The following is an 18,238-nucleotide window of genomic DNA, read 5'->3' on the forward strand; positions in this document are numbered from 1 at the left end:
TCAGGACTGGGACCGGCGCGCGGCCGCCTCGTCGCGCTCACGCATCAGCCAGTAAACGATGCCCAGGGCCAGGGTAGCGCCCGCGAGGGCGGCGATCTTGGCCGGCGCCACCTCGGGATCCAGGATCACGAACTTGCGCGCCAGTGCGATCAGGGCGATGAGCACGACGGTCTTCACCTGGATGATGCTGTCCCGGCGCAGCGCCACCTTGATGATGGAGTGCTTGAACTCCATGGCGATGAGGAGGGTCATGATGGCACCGAACACGGTCTGGAACACCGTGTGGTCGAGGGGATTGAAGGCGTCCACCCAGAGCAGGGTGAACACCAGGCGGATGAGCTGGATCAGGGAAATGACCACGATCACGGCGATCACGCCGGAGAGGATGAGGGCGATGACTTCCTCGAAGCGCTCGTAGAAACTCATCACCTCCCAGGCTTCGCGCAGATTTTTCCAGGCGGCAGAGGTGCGCGGCTTCATGGCGTCTCCTTGGCGGCGGGGTGAAGCGGCGATTGTAGCGTGTCGCGCAGGGCGGCGATGAGACCGTCGGTGCGTTCGGCATCGACGCCGCTTTCCAGCAGCGCCCGTTCCGCCAGGGCCAGTCCCGCTGCCAGACGCTCCACATAGACCTTCACGCCGGGTTCGCCCAGCAGGCGGCGGGCCTCCCGGTCGGTGAGACTGGTGGCCAGCACCGGCACTTCGGGATGGCTGTGACGCAGGAAATGGACGATGCGCAGGGCCTGCTCGGAACGGTGGAAGGTGATCACCACCAGCCGCGCGCGCTCCACACCGGCGGCGCGCAGGGTGTTGATGCGGCTGGCATCCCCGTAGTACACGGGCAGTCCTTCGGCCCTCGCCGCCTGGTAGGCCTCGTAGTCCGACTCCACGAGCAGGTGGGGGATCTCCGCCACCGCCAGCGCCTGGCTGACGATGCGCCCCAGCTGGCCCGCCCCGCAGACGATGACGTGGTGTTCCAGCTGGGCGGCACGCAGGCCCACGTCTTCCTCCTGGGGTGGGCCGGGCGGGGCCGCGCGGCCCGTGAGCAGGCGCGCGATGCCTTCGTGGTGGCGGATCAAAAGAGGCGCCGCGCCCATGGACAGGGCCAGGGCCACCAGCGCGGCCTGGCCCAGGTGAGGCGGGATCACCCCCACGGCCAGGGCGCCGGCCAAAAGCAGCAGGCCGAATTCGCCCCCATGGCCCAGGATCACCGCGCCGCGCCAGGCATCCGCGCGCGACAGGCCGGACAGGCGCAGCGCCGGCCAGTTGAGGAAGATCTTCAGGGGCACCAGCGCCGCCAGCCAAGCGAGTACCGCGAGCGGCGCGGCGAGCAACTGGCCGGCATCCACCTGCAGGCCCACGGTGATGAAGAACAGGCTCAGCAGCACGTCGCGGAAGGGCCGGATGTCGTCTTCCATGCGGTGGCGGAAATCGCTTTCCCCCAGCACCACCCCCGCGAGGAAGGCACCCAGCGCGGGGGAGACGCCCAGGACATGGGCCCCGTAGGCGGCGCCCAGCACCACGGTCAGCGCCACCAGCAAAAACACTTCCTCCACGCCGCGCCGGGCCACCCAGGCCATGAAGCGCTGCAGGGGCCGGCGCGACACGGCCACCGCCACCACGAACAGGGCCAGCACCCCTGCGACTTCCGCCACCACGGCGCCGGTGTCGGGCGCACCGCCGCGTGCCCAGATGGCAAGCAGGGCGAGCACCGGGATGGTGGCAATGTCCTGGAAGACCAGCACCGCCATGGCCATGCGGCCGTGGCGCACCGTGAGTTCACCCTGTTCCGCAAGCTGTTTGCCGGCGATGGCACTGGAGGACATGGCCGCCGCGGCGCCAAGCAGGAAGGCCGCCTGGGCGTCCGCCCCCAGGGCGTGGGCAGCGAATCCCACGGTGAGGCCCACGAACAGCATCTGCAAGAGACCCGCCGAAAGCACCCGGCGCCAGGTGGCCCACAGACTCGCCACCGAGAATTCCAGTCCCACCATGAACAGAAGCAGCACCACCCCCACCTCCGCCAGGAAGGTGAGGCTCTCCCCCGGCTGCAACAGTCCCGACACGGAGGGCCCCAGGGCCACACCGGCGGCAAGGTAACCCAGGAGGGTGGGCAGACGCAGGCGGCTCGCGATGGCGGCGGCGATCGCCCCCGCCACCAGCAGCACCAGGGAAAAGGAAAAGAGATCCTGCACGGACCCAGGCGTTCAGCGCAGGTGTGCCTGGACCCAGCGCACGATGTCCTGCGCCCCCATCGCCCCGGCCTGGCGCGCGACCTCGCGCCCGCCGGCAAACAGCGCCAGGGTGGGGATGCTGCGAATCCCGTATTGGGCCCCCAGCATCTGTTCCGCTTCGGTGTCCACCTTGGCCAGGCGCACCCGCGGCTCCAGCAGGCGCGCCGCCTGCTCGAACTGGGGCGCCATCATGCGGCACGGTCCGCACCAGGGGGCCCAGAAATCCACCAGCACCGGGATGTCGTTGCGCTCCACGTGCTTGGCGAAGGTGGCCGCAGTCAGGGGCACCGGGTGGCCGGTAAACAGGGGCTGGTGGCATTTGCCGCAGTTGGGATGCTGGGCGAGGCGCGCCGCGGGCACCCGGTTCACGGCATGGCAATGGGGACAGACAATGTTGAGGGTATCGCTCACGATGATTCTCCGACTGTTGTGACGGCAGCTTATCTGGGGGTGGTGGCGGCCTCGGCCAAGGCCGGTTTCTTCAGATCGGCGGTGAGGGACTGGATGGCCGCCTCGTCCAGGGTTTCCCGCGCCAGAAGCTCCGACGCGCAACGGTCCAGCACCGCCCGGTTCTCGACAAGGATGCCGTAGGCACGCTGGAACACGCCCATGACGATGCCCCGCACCGCGGCGTCGATGCGCGCCTGGGTGGATTCCGCCACCCGGCAGCCGCCGGCGGTGAGTTCGGGCACGTCCAGGAAGCGGGGACGCTGGGCCTCGTAGGCGATGTAGCCCAGGTCCTCGTCCATGCCGTAACGGGTGATCATGTCCCGGGCGATGTCGGTGGCCTTGGCCAGATCGTCGGCCGCGCCGGTGGACAGTTCGCCGAAGACCAGCTTCTCGGCGGCGCGCCCGCCCAGCAGCACCGCGATCTTGTTCTCCAGCTCCTGCCGCGTCATGAGGTAACGGTCTTCGGTGGGCCGCTGGATGGTGTAGCCCAGGGCACCAATGCCGCGGGGAATGATGGACACCTTGTGCACCGGATCGGTGCCCGGCAGGGCCAGGGCCACCAGCGCATGTCCCATTTCATGGTAGGCCACGGTCCGCCGCTCCCGTTCGTTGAGCACGCGGTTCTTTTTCTCCAGCCCGGCCACGATGCGTTCGATGGCAGCGGTGAAGTCGGCCAGCTCCACCGCGTCGGCCTTGCGCCGGGTGGCGACGAGGGCGGCCTCGTTCACCAGGTTGGCGAGATCCGCCCCGGAAAACCCGGTGGTGAGTGAGGCCACCTGTTCCAGATCCACGTCCGGGGCGAGCTTCACCTTCTTCGCATGCACCCGGAGGATGGCCAGCCGTCCGTTCTTGTCGGGGCGGTCCACCAGCACCTGGCGGTCGAAGCGGCCGGCGCGCAGCAGGGCCGGGTCCAGGATCTCGGGACGGTTGGTGGCGGCGAGGATGACGAGACCCACGGAGGAATCGAAACCGTCCATTTCCGTGAGGAGCTGGTTCAGGGTCTGCTCCCGTTCATCGTGGCCGCCGATGGGACTGGCTGCGCCCCGGGCGCGCCCCAGCGCATCCAGCTCGTCGATGAAGATGATGGCCGGCGCCTTCTGCCGCGCCTGCTCGAACAAGTCGCGCACCCGCGCCGCGCCCACCCCCACGAACATTTCCACGAATTCGGAACCGGAGATGGAGAAGAAGGGCACCCCCGCTTCCCCCGCCACCGCCTTGGCGAGCAGGGTCTTGCCGGTGCCGGGCGGGCCCACCAGGAGCACCCCCTTGGGAATACGCGCCCCCAGCCGGCCGTATTCCTGGGGATTCTTGAGAAAATCCACCACCTCCCGCAGCTCGGCCTTGGCCTCGTCCACCCCCGCCACGTCGTCGAAGGTGACACCGGTATCCTTCTCCACATAGACCTTGGCGCGGCTCTTGCCGATGGTCATGAAGCCGCCCATGCCCTGCTTCTCGGCGAATTTGCGGAACAGGAAGAACCACACGGCGAAGAAAATCACCGCCGGCAGCACCCAGGACATGAGATCGCGCAGGAAGGTACTTTCCACCACACGGGTGTAGGGCACGCCGTACTGGGACAGGCGCGCGGCGAGGTCGGGCTCCACCCGGTTGGCCACGATCACGGTCTTGCCTTTGACGTCCGGCGACTTGAGCTTGCCCGTGATGAGCTGGTCCGTGATGAACACTTCCTGCACCCGGCCTTCCCTGAGGGCCTGCTCGAATTCGCTGTAGGGCACGGGCTCGACCGTGCGCGCCGTCTGCCACCAGTTCTGCAACATGAGGAGCAGCGTGACGGCGACGATCCAGTAGATGAGATTCCATTGGGTTTTTTGTTCCATGGGTCTCCTTTCGTGTTCAGCGCCAGATCCCCAGGGGATGCCAGCGGGGCTGGCTCACCGGGGCGCCCGGCCAGTTCCAGTCCTGATGCAGGGCCGCACCACCCTGGAGCGCCCGCAGGCGGGCGATGCGTTCCTCGGTGGCGGGATGGGTGCGCAGCCAGGACGGCTCGGGATTGCCCCAGCCCGGCATGAGCCAGCTCTTCCAGGAACGGCTCACCCGCTCGATCTTCGCCAGGGCGGCGGCCAGTCCCTCCGGGTCCCCGGTGAGGCGCACCGCCATGAGATCCGCGTCGAACTCCCGCACCCGCGACAGCCCCAGCTGGGCGAGCAGTGCCAGCTGGGGTGAAAACAGCAGCAGCAACAGGCCGCTCCACTGGATCTCCAGGGCGCCGGCCAGCCATGCCGGCAGGGCCATGAGCAACGATACCTGCGCCACCAGGGCGATGAGGGCGGTGAGGCGGCTCACGTAGTCCGCCAGTCCCATCACCCGAAGGTCGTCCTGGGCGATGTGGGCGATCTCGTGGGCCAGCACGCCCGCCAGCTCACGCCAGCCCAGATTGCGCAGGAGGCCTTCCGTGACGGCGATGTGGGGATCGTGGCGGCTGCCCACGGCGAAGGCATTGGCCAGGGGCGTCGCCACCCAGTACAGGCGCGGCGGGTGTGGCAGCCCCGCGCGTGCCGAAAGCTGCGCCGCCAGCTGCTCGAGCGCGGGCGCCCCGGTGAGCGGGCGCGCGCCGTAGAGGCGCAGGGTCAGGCGTGACGCGGCAGCCGGCTCGACGGCCAGAGCGACCCCCGTGGCCGCCAGAGCCGCCCACAGGCCGGATTCGCCCATGAGCAGCCAGCCGGCGGCCCCGGCAATGGCCACCAGCACGCCCACCAGCAGCAGGCTCTGCAAGCGGTTGGCTCGTGCATGGCGGCGCCAGTCTTCGCCACCGGTTGCGGGACTCACAGTTCACCCAGGCAACGCAGACGCCGGCGCAGCCGGTCGGTTTCCTCCAGGAGATCGGCCACCAGCGCGGCGAGCTCCGGCACCGCATCGAAGTCCCGCTCCAGGCTGCGCATGCGGCGGGCCCGGGTGAGGGCCTCCTCGGCGAAGCGCCACACGCCGCCGACGCTTTCGGCATGGGGAAACAGCCCTGCCTCCAAGTGGGCGAGCAGCCAGTCGGTTTCCACGTCGCAGGCGGCCGCCACCTGTTCCAGGGTGAGCCAGCTCTCGGAGAGCAGGGTACCGATCAATACCTCTTCGTCGCTCATCATGTCCTCCCGGCGCGCGGGTCGAAGGCAAGCTCCCGCGCCATGGTTTCATAGAGTTCCTTCGCCCGCGGCGTATCCGCCGGCGGCAGCACCACCTGCAGGGTGAGCAGGAGATCGCCCGGCGGATCGGAGGGAATCCCCTTGCCCCGTACCCTCAGCTGCCGGCCGGACTGGGCACCGGGCGGGATGCGCACCTTGACCACACCATCCGGCAGTTCCACCGGCACCACGGCCCCCAGGGCCGCCTCCCAGGGCGCCACCGGCAGCCGCATGAGCAGGTCCTTGCCCTGCACCTGGAAACGGGGATGGGGATGGAAATGCACCTCCAGCAGGAGATCGCCGGGGGGACCACCCCCGATGCCGGGTGCGCCCTGGCCCACCAGCCGGATGATCTGACCCTCGCGCACGCCCTTGGGAATCTTCACGTTGAGGGTGCGCGTATCCAGCACCACGTGGCCACTGGCATCCAGACGCGGCGCGCGCAGGGTGATCTGGCGCGTGGCGCCCGTGAAAGCATCGGCCAGATCGAGATAGACCTTGGCGTGATGGTCCTCGCCCTGGGCGCGGAAGGCGCCGCTGCGCCGGCTGCGCCCGCCCAGCCCGCCGAAGAGCTGGGAGAAGAAGTCGGAGAACTCCGCCGCCTCGTGGGGCGAGAAACCGTGGGTGGAAAACTCGAAACCCGCATCCCAGCCCGGCGGCGGCCGGAACTCCTCACCGGAACGGTAGCCCCGGGCCGCGAGCTGATCGTAGGCGGCCCGCTTCTCCGGATCGGAGAGCACGGCGTAGGCCTCGTTGATCTCCTTCATGCGCTTTTCCGCATCCGGCTCCTTGGAAACGTCCGGATGATATTTGCGCGCGAGCTTGCGGAAGGCCTTCTTGATCTCCTCCGCCGTCGCATCGCGGGAGACGCCCAGCACTTCGTAGTAGTTCTTGAATTCCATGCCTGGTCCTTGTTCTGGCGTGTGCGGCGAGCAGGAGATATGAGGGCCGGGGCCCGCCAATCAAGGGGCCGCCCCTGGGTGGCCACCCATCAGGGACTCACCCATGGCGCTCGCCCCTCCGGGGCCCACCGGGCCAGCCGTCGCCCCGGCCGTTGAAACCCGAGACGACCGCCCAAAGCTATTTGGCGATAGGGAGAAGTTTCACACATTTTTTCGTTTGGACTGCTTTAATGAAAATAGGACAGGCAGAAAGGAGTGGGCCATGAAATTGGGTTTGCGCGATGTCGGCAGTCTGTGGGACAGCGTCACGGAGGGCTGGCGCCATCTCTGGGAATCGGCGCGGGGCGCCCTGACCCGGTTCAGGCCCGGCGACAAGACCAATTTGCCCAAGGCCGAGGAGATCGGGGACGAATCCTTCCTCCCCGCGCTGGGTTGGGCCATGCTGGGAGGCGAGGTATTCGAGGACGACACCCGGGTGGTGGTGCGCCTGGAGGTGCCGGGCATGGACAAGGCCGATCTGGACATCCAGGTGGAGGGCGACAGCCTGGTGGTCTCCGGCGAGAAGCGCTTCGAGCGTGAGTCCACCGAGGGCCGCTGGCATACGCTGCAGTGTGCCTATGGCAGCTTCCGGCGCGTCATCCCGCTGCCGGTACCGGTGAAGAGCGAGGAGGCACGCGCCAGCTACCGCAACGGGGTGCTCCGGGTGGAACTGCCCAAGCTGGAGCCCGGCCGGCGCGCGCCCCGATCCATCCCGGTGGAATGAGTTTTCCCAACCCTGTCATCGCAAGAGGAGCCGAGTCATGACCATCCCCATCTATGATGCCGCGCAAGGCAGGATCATCGTGCGCAACCACTACGGCGAGCTGGTGGAGCTGGACGAATGGTCCCCTGAGATCGCACGCCAGATCGCCGAGCAGGAGGGAATCACCCTCACCGACGAGCACTTCCAGGTGCTCAATTTCCTCCGGGATTACTTCATCAACCAGAACGGCAGCACCGAGGACGCGCACCAGATCCTGCGTTCCACCGAGGAGTATTTCGCCGACAGGGGCGGGCGCCGCTGGCTCTACCAGCTGTTTCCGCGCGGGCCCATGGTGCAGGGGATGAAGATCGCCGGGCTGCCGGTGCCACCCCACGCCACCGATCCGTCCTTCGGCAGCGTGAGCTGACCGTCACCCGGAAAGGCTCGCCCGGGCGCGGGCGATGGCGGCGCGCACGGCCTCCGGCGCCGTGCCGCCCACGTGGCGGCGCGCCGCGAGGGATCCTTCCAGGGTGAGCACGGCGAAAACGTCGCCGTCGATCACGGGCGAAAACTGGCGCAGCGCCTCCAGGGGAAGATCGGCGAGATCGCAGCCCCTGGCTTCTGCATGGCGCACCGCACGCGCCACCACCTCGTGGGCGTCGCGGAAGGGCACGCCCTTCTTCACCAGATAATCCGCGAGGTCCGTGGCCGTGGCGAAGCCTTCCCGCGCCGCGTTGCGCATGGCCTCGGCGTTCACGGTGATGCCGCCCATCATGTCCGCGAACAGGGTGAGTGCGTCCAGCAGCGTATCGACGGTGTCGAACAGGGGCTCCTTGTCTTCCTGGTTGTCCTTGTTGTAAGCCAGGGGCTGCGCCTTCATGAGGGTCAGCAGCGCCATCAGATGACCATAGACGCGCCCGGTCTTGCCCCGCACCAGCTCGGGCACATCCGGATTCCGTTTCTGGGGCATGATGGAGGAGCCGGTGCAGAACCGGTCCGCCAGCCGGATGAAGTTGTAGCGGGGGCTCATCCACAGGATGAGTTCCTCGGACAGGCGCGACAGGTGCATCATCACCAGGGCCGCGCAGGCGGTGAATTCGATGGCGAAGTCGCGATCGGACACTGCATCCAGGGAGTTCTCGCACAGGCCCTCGAAGCCCAGCAGTTCCGCCACCCGTTCCCGGCGGATGGGATAGGTGGTACCGGCGAGCGCCGCCGCCCCCAGGGGCAGACGGTTGACCCGCCGCCGACAGTCCGCCAGCCGTTCCTGATCCCGCGCAAACATTTCCTGGTAGGCCATCAAATGATGGGCGAAGGACACCGGCTGGGCCACCTGCAGGTGGGTGAAGCCGGGCATGATGGTCTCGGTGTGACCCTCGGCCAGATCCAGCAGCGCAAGACGCAGCCCGCGCAGGCGTTCCTGCAGCCGGTCGATGGCATCCCGCAGCCACAGGCGCACGTCGGTGGCCACCTGGTCGTTGCGGGAACGCGCAGTATGCAAACGCTTGCCTGCCTCGCCGATGAGCTCGGTGAGGCGGCGCTCGATGTTCATGTGCACGTCTTCCAGATCCACCGACCAGGGAAAGCGGCCGGTCTCGATCTCCTCACGGATGCGTGCCATGCCCGTTTCGATGGCGGCGAGATCGGCCGCGCTGAGCACCCCCACCTCGCTCAGCATGCGCGCGTGGGCAAGCGAACCCTGGATATCGAAGAGCGCCAGCCGACGGTCGAAAAAGACCGAAGCGGTGAAGCGTTTCACCAGCTCGTCCACGGGCTCGGAAAAGCGTCCCGACCAGGCGCCGTCCGGGGATTTTTCTTCTTGCATCAAGGATATGCCTTCACCACAATAGGAAGGTGGCAAGTATAAACCATCCCCATCCGGTCACCCTGCCCAATTTCGCCAATCTCGGCGTCATCCTGCGTATCCTGGTGCTTTCCAATGTCATGGGTCTGGCATCGGCCCTGCTGACCGCCCCCACCCTGGCCCAAAGCTGGCGCGCCCTGCAGGAGGTTTCCGTGCATCTGCAGCCGGTGGTACTGGCCAGCGTGGCCTTGCTGTTCCTGGGCAACCGGCTGCTGGCGCGCCTGCCCTATGCCTGGGGCGCGGCGCTGGTGGCGGCCCTGGTGACGCTCCTCGCCATGGGCCACGAGCTCCTGCTGGCGCGTCTGTTCCTGCTGGAAACCCGGGCCGAGCCGGCACGCGCGGGGATGCTGGCGCTTCTGGCAACGGGCACCATCCTTGGCTACTTCCACATGCGCAGCCGCATCCTCTCCCCCGCGGTGACCGAGGCGCGTCTGGCAGCGCTGCAGGCGCGCATCCGGCCCCATTTCCTGTTCAACAGCATCAATGCCGTGATGAGCCTGGTGCGCAGCGACCCGCGGCGTGCCGAGCGGGCGCTCCTGGACATGGCCGATCTTTTTCGTGTGCTCATGGGCAACAACCGGGAACTGGTGACCCTGGAGAGCGAGCTCAACCTGAGCTGGCAGTACCTGGAGCTGGAGCAGCTCCGGCTGGGCGACCGGCTCAAGGTGATCTGGCATATCGACAAGATGCCCAAGGACGCCCTGGTGCCGCCGCTGCTGCTGCAGCCCCTGCTGGAAAATGCCGTCTATCATGGAGTGGAGCCGGTGGCGGAGCCGGGCGAGATCGTGGTCAACATCTACCGCCACCGGGACCAGGTGCACCTGGTGGTGAAGAATCCCTGCCCCGCCAACGGCAGTCACCATGCGGGCAACCGTATGGCGGTGCAGAACATCCGCGAGCGGCTGGCCCTGCACTTCGATGCCGAGGCCACCATGAAGGCGGAAAGGCTGGGGGACACCTATCAGGTGCACATCACCCTTCCCTACACCCGGGCCAAGAATGCAGCCAGAACCCCTGCGCGTGCTGATCGTGGATGACGAGGCGCCGGCGCGCGCGCGCCTGCGTGACCTGCTCGCGGACCTGGCGCCGCGCCTGCCGGTCACCGTGGCGGGGGAGGCCGCCAACGGACGCGAGGCCCTGGATGCCGTCTGCCTGCTCAAGCCGGACGTGGTGCTGCTGGACATCCGCATGCCGGAGATCGACGGCATCGAAACCGCCGAACACCTGCTGAAGCTGGAACAGCCGCCGGCGGTGATCTTCACCACCGCCTACGACAACTACGCGGTGCGCGCCTTCGAGGTGAACGCCGTCGACTACCTGCTCAAGCCCGTGCGCGAGGAGCGCCTCATGGCCGCCCTGCAGAAGGCCCAGGCCCTCAGCCGGCCGCGCCTGGCGGCCCTCAGGGAGGCGGCAGGCCATGTGCGCAGCCATCTGGCCATCACGGACCGGGGGCGCATCGTGCTGGTGCCCGTGAACGAGGTGATCTACCTCAAGGCGGAGCTCAAGTACGTGACGGTGCGCACCGCAGCTCGGGAATATCTGCTAGAGGAATCCCTGAGCCGGCTGGAACAGGAGTTTGGCGAGCGTTTCGTGCGCATCCACCGCAACTGCCTGGTGGCGCGCGCCCATGTGGCGGGGTTCAAGCGGCTGAAGGACGGAGAAGGCGAAGGGGAACATGCCGGCAGCGGCTGGGTGGTGCTGCTCAAGGAGGTGCCGGAGACCCTGCCCGTGTCACGGCGCCAGCAGCACGTCATCCGGGAGTTCAAGAGCGGGTTTGCCGGCCCGGAGGCGGACTGAAGCCGGGCCGGGAGCAAAGCGGGCTAGTTTGCGGCGGTGCGCGCCTCGCCCCGCACCCGCGCCTGGGCGGCGTGGATGGCCTCGTCCAGCGGGCCGCCGTAGAAATCCGGATTGGCGATGCCCACCAGGGGCAGGGCCACCTCGCGCCCGCGGGTATCAAGGAACTTGACCGTCGGCGTCATGCTCACCTGGTAGCGCGCGGCAAACTCGGCGTGGGTGGTGGGGCGGCCGTCGAAATCCACCAGACGCTGGGAGCTGCCCGCGTCGACCTCCACCATCACCACCTTGTCGTCATAGTCGGCGTTGCGCGTGGTGGGGATGAGGAAGCCGTCGCGCACCTGGGCACAGTAATGACATCCGGCGGAGCTGAACAGGACGAGGATCGCCGCACGCCGGCTGGCGGCCTCGCGCGCCACCTTGGTGAGATCGCGCGCCATGGGCAGCACGCCACGCTCCACCGCACCCGCCGGCACCGCCGCCAGCCATGATAAAATGCCCGCCAGCAGGGCCAGCCTGAGCGTTTGCCAATGCAACGCCGCGGGTCGCAGCTTCCAGGTCTTCATTTCCGCTTGTCTCCGTTCCACGCCTGTCCTATCAGGCCGTCGTTTTCGTGATTGGGTTCCATTCCACCAAGCTTCCGGGGAGAACATCATCAGCGAACTGATCATTGCCTCGCGCGAAAGCCAGCTTGCCATGTGGCAGGCCCGCCACATCCAGGCACAGCTCGCCGGATTATACCCGGACTGGCGGGTGTCCATCCTGGGCATGACCACCACCGGCGACCGCATCCTGGATGCGCCCCTGGCCAGGATCGGCGGCAAGGGGCTGTTCGTGAAGGAGCTGGAAGTGGCCATGGCGGAAGGCCGCGCCCACATCGCCGTGCATTCCATGAAGGACGTGCCCATGGTGCTGCCCGAGGGCTTCGCCCTCGCAGCCATCGGGCCGCGGGAAGATCCACGGGATGCCTTCGTCTCCAATGAATACGCCATGCTCGCCGAGCTGCCTGCGGGCGCGCGGGTGGGCACCTCCAGCCTGCGCCGGCAGGTGCAGCTCAAGGCACGCTTCCCCCATCTGGTGATCGAACCGCTGCGCGGCAATGTCCAGACCCGGCTGCGCAAGCTGGACGAAGGTCAATACGCCGCCATCATCCTGGCCGCGGCGGGTCTCAGGCGCCTGGACCTCGCCCACCGCATCACCGCCGTGCTCAGTCCGGAAGAGAGCCTGCCCGCGGTGGGTCAGGGCGCGCTGGGCGTGGAATGTCTCGCCGCGCGCACGGATCTCATCGAGCGCCTGCAACCCTTGAACGATCCCGCCACGGCAGCCTGCGTGCAGGCCGAGCGGGCCATGAGCCGCCGGCTTGCGGGCAGCTGCCAGACGCCCCTTGGCGGCTACGCCACCCTCAGCGGCGACACCCTCACCCTGACCGGCTTCGTGGCGGATCTGGACGGCCGGCGCATGGTGCAGGACCGCCTTTCGGGGCCCGTGACGGAAGCCGAACGCATCGGCGTGGCGCTTGCGGAGCAGCTGCTCGCCCGCGGGGCGGACCGCATCCTGGCCGAGCTCGGAGTCCTGTCGTGAATACCGGGACCGGGCCCCTGGCGGGTCTGGGTATTCTGGTGACCCGTCCCGCGCATCAGGCCGAACATCTGGCCGAAGGCATCCGCGCAGCAGGCGGGGAGCCCATCCTGTTTCCCCTGCTGGAAATCGTCGATGTCCCGGATCTCGCGCCCCTAAACGCCCTCATCGACCGTCTGGACCAGTTCCATCTCGCCATCTTCATCAGTCCCAACGCGGTGGCCAAAGCCATGAACCTGATCCTGGCGCGGCGCACCCTGCCGCCGGGCCTGGCCATCGCGGCCGTGGGACAGGGAAGCGCGCGCGCCCTCAGGGAACGGGGCGTTTCCGACGTGATCGCCCCCCAGGGCCGCTTCGACAGCGAGGCGCTGCTGGCGCTTCCCCCCCTCAAGGCGGTCGAGGGCAAGCGCGTGGTGATCTTCCGCGGCGAGGGGGGCCGGGAACATCTCGCCGATGTGCTGAGAAGCCGCGGCGCCCAGGTGGAATACGCCGAGTGCTACCGCCGGGCCCCGCCCCAGGACGATAGCGCCCAGCTTTTGCACCTGTGGGCGCGGGGCGCGCTTAACGCCATCACCGTCACCAGCAGCGAGACCCTGCACAACCTGTTCGAGCTGGTGGGCAAACTGGGCCAGCAGTGGCTGCGCGCCACGCCCCTGTTCGTGACCCATGAGCGCATCGCGGCAGCCGCGCGCGCCCTGGGCCTCAACCAGGTGTTCGTCACGCCGCCCGGCGACGACGGGCTGGTGGCGGGCCTCATCGCCTGGCGCCAGGGCCGATCCGCTAGAATGTCCCAATGAACGAAAACGCCAGCGAAACCGTCTCCGCGCCCGTTCCTGCTCCCGAGCCGACCACACCGCCTCCCAGGAAGCCCCTGTTCACGGCCTCGCGCCTGATCGCCGCACTGGCGCTGTTGGTGGCGCTGGGCGTGTGGCTGTACACCGCCCGCCAGATCCACGGGCTGGAAGCCGAACTCGCGCGCAGGCTGTCGGCCATCGAGACACGCAGCAACGAAAGCCGGGTGCTGGCGGGTCAGGCCCAGGAGGCCATGCGCGAGCTGCTGGTGAAGATCGGCGTGCTGGAGCAGAAGCTGCAGGAATCCCAGGACCAGCAGCTCGCCCTGGAGGCCCTGTATCAGGAACTGGCCCGCGGGCGCGACGAGGCAACCCTGGCCGAGATCGAGCAGCTGGTGTATTTCGCCAGCCAGCAGCTGCAGCTGTCGGGCAACGTGAAGGCCGCGCTGATCGCCCTGCAGAACGCCGAGTCCCGCTTGAGCCGAAGCGACAAACCCCAGTTCCACCGCCTGCGCCAGGTGCTCGCGCGGGACATCGAGCGTCTGCGCGCCTCCCCCGCGGTGGATGTGACGGGCCTGTCCCTGCGCCTGTCCGAACTCATCGACGAGGTGGATGAGCTGCCGCTGTTTCCGGCGCCGCCGAGCGCCCCGGCCGGCACACCCGCCCAAACACCGGCGACCGGACCGGGCGGGCTCACCTGGTGGAAACGCTTCGCCGCCGAGGTGTGGTCCGATTTCACCCAGCTCGTACGCATCCAGGACACGGGCCGCGCCGAGCTGCCCCTGCTGCCGCCGGAGCAGGCCTATTACGCCCGCGAGAATCTCAAGCTGCGTCTGCTCACGGCGCGCCTGGCTTTGCTCCACCACGACGAGACGGGCTACCGGCGCGATCTCAAGGCCGCCCAGCAGTGGCTGGCCCGCTATTTCGATAGCGGCGACAAGCGGGTCAAGGCCGCCGCCAGTCTGCTGCGGCAGCTCGCCGAAAGTCCGGTGCGGGTGGATCTGCCGGACATTTCCGCCAGCGTGGCCGCGGTGCGCGACTTCCGTCTGGCGCCGGAGCGGGGGACGCGGTGAAGGCGCTCACATGGTTTCTGGCCGTCGTCGGCGCGGCCATCGCCCTGGTGCTGGCCATCAAGACCAACGTCGGTTACGTGGTGGTGGTCTATCCCCCCTACCGGTTCGATTTCTCCCTAAACTTCCTGATCATCGCCCTGCTTCTAGGCTTCGTCCTGCTCTATGGCGTGGTGCGTGTGGCGGTGCACACCTGGCGTCTGCCCGCCTATGTGCGCCGGTTCCGGCGCGAGCGGCGCCGGGAAAAGGGCCGGCGCGCCACCCTGGAGGCGGAGCTGGCTTTCGCCGAAGGACGCTGGGCCAGGGCCGAGCGACTCGCCCAGCAGGCCATGGACCTGGGCGAGGCGGTGCTGCTCAATGCACTGCTCGCCGCCCGCGCCGCCCACGCCCAGCGCAACTTCAAGGCACGGGATGCCTATCTCGCCCGGGCGGAGAAGGCAAGCCCGGATGACCCCACGGCACGGCTCATGACCCAGGTGGAGCTCATGCTGGATGCGCGCGACGTGCAGGCCGCCCTGCCCCTGTTGAAACAGCTTAGGGATATCGCGCCCAAGCACATCGGCGTGCTGCGCCTGGACCTCAAGGCCCAGCAGCTCGCCCGCAACTGGGATCAGGTGCTCGCCGTGCTGGCGCAACTGGAGAAACGCGAGGCCATCGAGCCAGTGCAGGCCGAGCAGCTGCGCCTCAACGCCCATCTGGAAAACCTGAAGCGCAAGGCCCACAGTGCCGAGGCCCTCGCCCAGTACTGGGAACGCATGGCGCCGGAAGACCGCACCCGCACCCAGATCGCGGCCAGCGCGGCACGCCTGTTCCTGGCCTTGGGCGGCACCCGCCAGGCACGCGAGATCATCGAGCAGAGTCTGGAAAAAAGCTGGGACAGCGCCCTGGCCGCCCTCTATGCCGAGTGCGCGGACCGGGACGTGATCCGGCAGATCGAGCAGGCGGAAAAATGGCTGCCGGCCCACCCGCGCGACCCGGCGCTCCTGCTGACCCTGGGGCGCCTGTGCGCGCACCAGGAATTGTGGGGCAAGGCGCGCTCCTACATCGAGGCCAGCCTCGCCGTGGAACCCACCCGCGAGGCCCACCTCGCCCTGGCCGAGCTGCTTGAACGCATGAACCAGCCCGACGAGGCCTGCCGCCATTACCGCGCAAGTCTCGCCCTGGCAGGCGCAGGCGGCACACCGCCCGCGTCGTGAGCCGGGCTTTACAAGCTTGGGAAAAACACCGCGCGGAGGGCCTGGCGCCCAGCCACCGGGCCACCACAGCGGGCAGCGAGTCGAGGAGACCGCGCCGCGTCACGCCGGAAGGGCGCCCCCCAGGCGTCTGACAACGGCCTGTCAGGCGGCGGATTGCGGCTGGCTGTCCTTGGCCGGGGTGAAGGCGTCCGAATAGAACTCTTCCTCCGGCAGGCCCGCCGCCACCAGCACGCGATGGGCCTCGTTCACCATGGCCGGCGACCCGCAGGCATACACCTGATAATTCCCGATGTCCGGATGGTCGGCCAGGGCACAGTCCTGCACGTGACCGGTGCGCCCGCTCCACTGATCCTCCGGCGCCGGCCGCGACAGCACGGGCACGAAGCGGAAGTTGGCGTGGGTCCTGGCCCATTGTTGGGGCAGATCCAGCATGTAGAGGTCATCCTTGTGGCGTCCCCCCCAGTAGAGGGTGATGGGGCGCGTGATGCCCACGTGGAAGGCATGTTCCAGCATGCTCTTGATGGGCGCGAAGCCGGTGCCGGTGGCGAGCATGATGATGGGCTTGTCGCTGTCTTCCCGCAGGAAGAAGGTGCCCAGCGGCCCTTCGAAACGCAGGATGGTCTTCTCCTGCATGGTGGTGAACACGTATTCCGTAAAGGCACCGCCGGGCACGTGCCGCACGTGCAGCTGCAACAGCGCATCGTCATGGGGCGCGTTGGCGAGGGAGAAGCTGCGCCGCTTGCCATCCTTGAGCAGGATGTCGATGTACTGGCCGGCCAGGAATTGCAGGCGCTCGCTGGCGGGCAACTTGAGATAGAGCACCGCTACGTCTTCCGACACGCGCTCGATCTTCTGCACCCGGCAGGGAATGGTCTTGACCTGGATGTCCTTCGCGGCACCCACCTCGCGGGATTCGATCACCAGGTCGGACAGCGGCCGCGCGCAGCAGAACAGGGCAAAGCCGGCGGCCTTGTCCTCGTCGCTCAGGGCCGTGCTCTGGTAATCCCCGTAATCCACCCGGCCTTCCAGGATCCTGCCCTTGCAGGAACCACAGGCGCCGTTGCGGCAGCCGTAGGGCAGGGTGAAACCGTGGCGCAGGGCGGATTCCAGGACGGTTTCGTCGGCCTCGGCGTCGAAAGCATGGCCACTGGGCTGGATGGTGATATGAAACGACATGGCGAATCCTCAGGGAACCAGACAATCCCGGTATAATCCAGGCCCCTGCCTGGATGGTTCGAACATGAGACGGCTGTTGATCGTGGGGTGCGGCGACGTGGGCCTGCGGGCGGTGAAACGCCTGTTGCCCGCTTTCCATGTCTATGCGCTCACGCGCAACCCGGCGCGGGTGAGCACCCTGCGCGCCATGGGCATCACGCCCATCATTGGTGATCTGGACCGTCCCGAAACCCTCACCAAACTCGCGGGCCTGGCCCACTGCGTGATGCATTTCGCGCCGCCGCAGAACGAAGGCGAGGTGGACCGGCGCACACACCACCTCCTGGCCGCGCTGGACAGGGGCGTGATGTTACCACAGCGTCTGGTGTATATCAGCACCACCGGCGTGTATGGTCATTGCGAGGGTCAGTGGGTGGCGGAAACCCATCCGGTGCGCCCCGCCACGGCCCGCGCCAAGCGCCGCCTGTCGGCAGAAACCCAGTTGCGCGAATGGGGAAGGCGCCGGGGCGTGGCGGTGTCCATTCTGCGCGTGCCCGGCATCTATGCCCAGGACCGTCTGCCCCTGAAACGCCTGGAGGCGGGCCTGCCCACCCTGGTGCCGGAGGAGGACAGCTACACCAACCACATCCACGCCGACGACCTCGCCCGCATCGCCGCCGCCGCCATGTTTCGCGGCCGGCCGGGACGCGTCTACAACGCCGTGGACGATTCCAACATCAAAATGGGGGACTGGTTCGACCTGCTCGCCCGGCGCCACAACCTGCCGCCGCCACGCCGCGTCACACGCGCCGAGGCGCAGACCCAGTTGCCGGCCAACCTGCTGTCCTTCCTCAACGAATCGCGCCGGGTGAGCAACCGGCGCCTGAAACGGGAGCTGCGGGTCAGGCTTGCCTACCCCGACGTGGAGGCCGGGACCCGCCCCGCGCCGGGACTCAATCCTCGCGTCTGAATTCCCCCTCGATCACATCCGGGGCGCGCCCCGGCGCCCGGGCTTTGCGCTGCGGCCAAAGCAGCACCCCCACGGCCAGCAGGTCCGACACCAGACCGGGAAAGGCAAGCAGCAGGCCCGCCAGCATCACGCGCCCCGAGGCCAACAGGGCCTGCCAGGGATCGCGCCCTGCGGCCAGGGCCGCGATGAGCCGGCCCTGTGCCGCGAACTGCTCCTCGCGCATGAGCAGCAGGCCCGCCACGAAGGCCACCAGCAGCCAGACCAGCAGCCACCAGCCGATCTTTTGCGCGACCAGCACCATGACCAGCACTTCGAGGGTGGGGAAACCCAGTAAAATGAGCGGGATCAGAAAAATACGCATGGAGGA

General features: G+C 68.0%; 20 protein-coding genes. 9 read left to right on the forward strand and 11 right to left on the reverse strand.

Features of this window, described 5'->3' with window-relative positions; translation table 11 throughout:
- From ACZ42P_RS08630 to ACZ42P_RS08660, 7 genes are read right to left on the reverse strand one after another with little or no spacing between them, the layout of a single operon-like run.
- Window positions 1–480, reverse strand: coding sequence for a phosphate-starvation-inducible PsiE family protein (locus ACZ42P_RS08630; RefSeq protein WP_464897148.1), 480 nt, complete (start codon window positions 478–480; stop codon window positions 1–3).
- A complete protein-coding gene (locus ACZ42P_RS08635) occupies window positions 477–2,189 on the reverse strand; it encodes a cation:proton antiporter domain-containing protein (protein WP_464897149.1) in 1,713 nt (570 codons plus the stop codon). Before ACZ42P_RS08635 ends, ACZ42P_RS08630 begins: the two co-directional genes overlap by 4 nt.
- A gap of 12 nt (window positions 2,190–2,201) precedes the next feature.
- Window positions 2,202–2,639, reverse strand: coding sequence for a thioredoxin TrxC (trxC, locus tag ACZ42P_RS08640; RefSeq protein WP_464897150.1), 438 nt, complete (start codon window positions 2,637–2,639; stop codon window positions 2,202–2,204).
- Window positions 2,640–2,668: 29 nt separating this feature from the next.
- Window positions 2,669–4,516: an ATP-dependent zinc metalloprotease FtsH gene (ftsH, locus tag ACZ42P_RS08645; protein WP_464897151.1), complete on the reverse strand. Its 1,848-nt coding sequence runs from the start codon at window positions 4,514–4,516 to the stop codon at window positions 2,669–2,671.
- A 16-nt stretch (window positions 4,517–4,532) separates the two neighbouring features.
- A complete protein-coding gene (locus ACZ42P_RS08650; RefSeq protein ID WP_464897152.1) occupies window positions 4,533–5,465 on the reverse strand; it encodes a zinc metalloprotease HtpX in 933 nt (310 codons plus the stop codon).
- Complete coding sequence (locus ACZ42P_RS08655; protein WP_464897153.1) at window positions 5,462–5,773, reverse strand: chaperone modulator CbpM; 312 nt, start codon at window positions 5,771–5,773, stop codon at window positions 5,462–5,464. Before ACZ42P_RS08655 ends, ACZ42P_RS08650 begins: the two co-directional genes overlap by 4 nt.
- Complete coding sequence (locus tag ACZ42P_RS08660) at window positions 5,770–6,711, reverse strand: DnaJ C-terminal domain-containing protein (RefSeq protein ID WP_464897154.1); 942 nt, start codon at window positions 6,709–6,711, stop codon at window positions 5,770–5,772. Before ACZ42P_RS08660 ends, ACZ42P_RS08655 begins: the two co-directional genes overlap by 4 nt.
- 262 nt (window positions 6,712–6,973) lie before the next feature.
- On the opposite strand from ACZ42P_RS08660, the gene ACZ42P_RS08665 reads away from it, so the two are divergent.
- Both ACZ42P_RS08665 and ACZ42P_RS08670 read left to right on the forward strand, forming a co-directional pair.
- Window positions 6,974–7,474, forward strand: a complete 501-nt coding sequence (locus ACZ42P_RS08665) for an Hsp20/alpha crystallin family protein (protein ID WP_464897155.1) — start codon at window positions 6,974–6,976, stop codon at window positions 7,472–7,474.
- A gap of 37 nt (window positions 7,475–7,511) precedes the next feature.
- Window positions 7,512–7,880, forward strand: coding sequence for a TusE/DsrC/DsvC family sulfur relay protein (locus tag ACZ42P_RS08670; RefSeq protein ID WP_464897156.1), 369 nt, complete (start codon window positions 7,512–7,514; stop codon window positions 7,878–7,880).
- Between the two features lie 3 nt (window positions 7,881–7,883).
- On the opposite strand, the gene argH is transcribed toward ACZ42P_RS08670, so the two are convergent.
- A complete protein-coding gene (argH, locus tag ACZ42P_RS08675) occupies window positions 7,884–9,278 on the reverse strand; it encodes an argininosuccinate lyase (protein WP_464897157.1) in 1,395 nt (464 codons plus the stop codon).
- 29 nt (window positions 9,279–9,307) lie between these two features.
- On the opposite strand from argH, the gene ACZ42P_RS08680 reads away from it, so the two are divergent.
- On the forward strand, window positions 9,308–10,354 hold the full coding sequence (locus tag ACZ42P_RS08680) for a sensor histidine kinase (RefSeq protein WP_464897158.1): 1,047 nt from the start codon (window positions 9,308–9,310) through the stop codon (window positions 10,352–10,354).
- Window positions 10,317–11,114: a LytR/AlgR family response regulator transcription factor gene (locus tag ACZ42P_RS08685; RefSeq protein WP_464897159.1), complete on the forward strand. Its 798-nt coding sequence runs from the start codon at window positions 10,317–10,319 to the stop codon at window positions 11,112–11,114. Before ACZ42P_RS08680 ends, ACZ42P_RS08685 begins: the two co-directional genes overlap by 38 nt.
- Before the next feature lie 23 nt (window positions 11,115–11,137).
- On the opposite strand, the gene ACZ42P_RS08690 is transcribed toward ACZ42P_RS08685, so the two are convergent.
- Window positions 11,138–11,677, reverse strand: a complete 540-nt coding sequence (locus ACZ42P_RS08690; RefSeq protein WP_464897160.1) for a thioredoxin family protein — start codon at window positions 11,675–11,677, stop codon at window positions 11,138–11,140.
- An 85-nt stretch (window positions 11,678–11,762) separates the two neighbouring features.
- Here ACZ42P_RS08690 and hemC point away from each other — a divergent pair, with 85 nt between their 5' ends.
- Genes hemC through ACZ42P_RS08710 form a run of 4 tightly spaced genes read left to right on the forward strand, consistent with a single transcriptional unit; the run spans window position 11,763 to window position 15,746 of the window.
- Entirely contained in the window at window positions 11,763–12,692 is a 930-nt protein-coding gene (gene hemC / locus ACZ42P_RS08695) for a hydroxymethylbilane synthase (protein ID WP_464899392.1), read from the forward strand.
- Entirely contained in the window at window positions 12,689–13,486 is a 798-nt protein-coding gene (locus ACZ42P_RS08700; RefSeq protein ID WP_464897161.1) for a uroporphyrinogen-III synthase, read from the forward strand. Before hemC ends, ACZ42P_RS08700 begins: the two co-directional genes overlap by 4 nt.
- The gene (locus ACZ42P_RS08705) at window positions 13,483–14,553 is read left to right on the forward strand and encodes a uroporphyrinogen-III C-methyltransferase (RefSeq protein WP_464897162.1); all 1,071 of its coding nucleotides are present in this window, start codon (window positions 13,483–13,485) and stop codon (window positions 14,551–14,553) included. Before ACZ42P_RS08700 ends, ACZ42P_RS08705 begins: the two co-directional genes overlap by 4 nt.
- Window positions 14,550–15,746, forward strand: coding sequence for a heme biosynthesis HemY N-terminal domain-containing protein (locus ACZ42P_RS08710; RefSeq protein ID WP_464897163.1), 1,197 nt, complete (start codon window positions 14,550–14,552; stop codon window positions 15,744–15,746). Before ACZ42P_RS08705 ends, ACZ42P_RS08710 begins: the two co-directional genes overlap by 4 nt.
- A 141-nt stretch (window positions 15,747–15,887) precedes the next feature.
- On the opposite strand, the gene ACZ42P_RS08715 is transcribed toward ACZ42P_RS08710, so the two are convergent.
- Window positions 15,888–16,922: a CDP-6-deoxy-delta-3,4-glucoseen reductase gene (locus tag ACZ42P_RS08715; RefSeq protein ID WP_464897164.1), complete on the reverse strand. Its 1,035-nt coding sequence runs from the start codon at window positions 16,920–16,922 to the stop codon at window positions 15,888–15,890.
- A 64-nt stretch (window positions 16,923–16,986) separates the two neighbouring features.
- Between ACZ42P_RS08715 and ACZ42P_RS08720 the strand changes: the two genes are divergently transcribed.
- Window positions 16,987–17,871 (forward strand): SDR family oxidoreductase, encoded by an 885-nt coding sequence (locus tag ACZ42P_RS08720; protein WP_464897165.1) that lies wholly within the window; start codon window positions 16,987–16,989, stop codon window positions 17,869–17,871.
- On the opposite strand, the gene ACZ42P_RS08725 is transcribed toward ACZ42P_RS08720, so the two are convergent.
- The gene (locus tag ACZ42P_RS08725) at window positions 17,855–18,232 is read right to left on the reverse strand and encodes an FxsA family protein (protein ID WP_464897166.1); all 378 of its coding nucleotides are present in this window, start codon (window positions 18,230–18,232) and stop codon (window positions 17,855–17,857) included. The genes ACZ42P_RS08720 and ACZ42P_RS08725 overlap by 17 nt on opposite strands.
- Between the last annotated feature and the right edge of the window lie 6 nt (window positions 18,233–18,238).

It is taken from the genome of Thiobacter subterraneus (assembly GCF_055379455.1).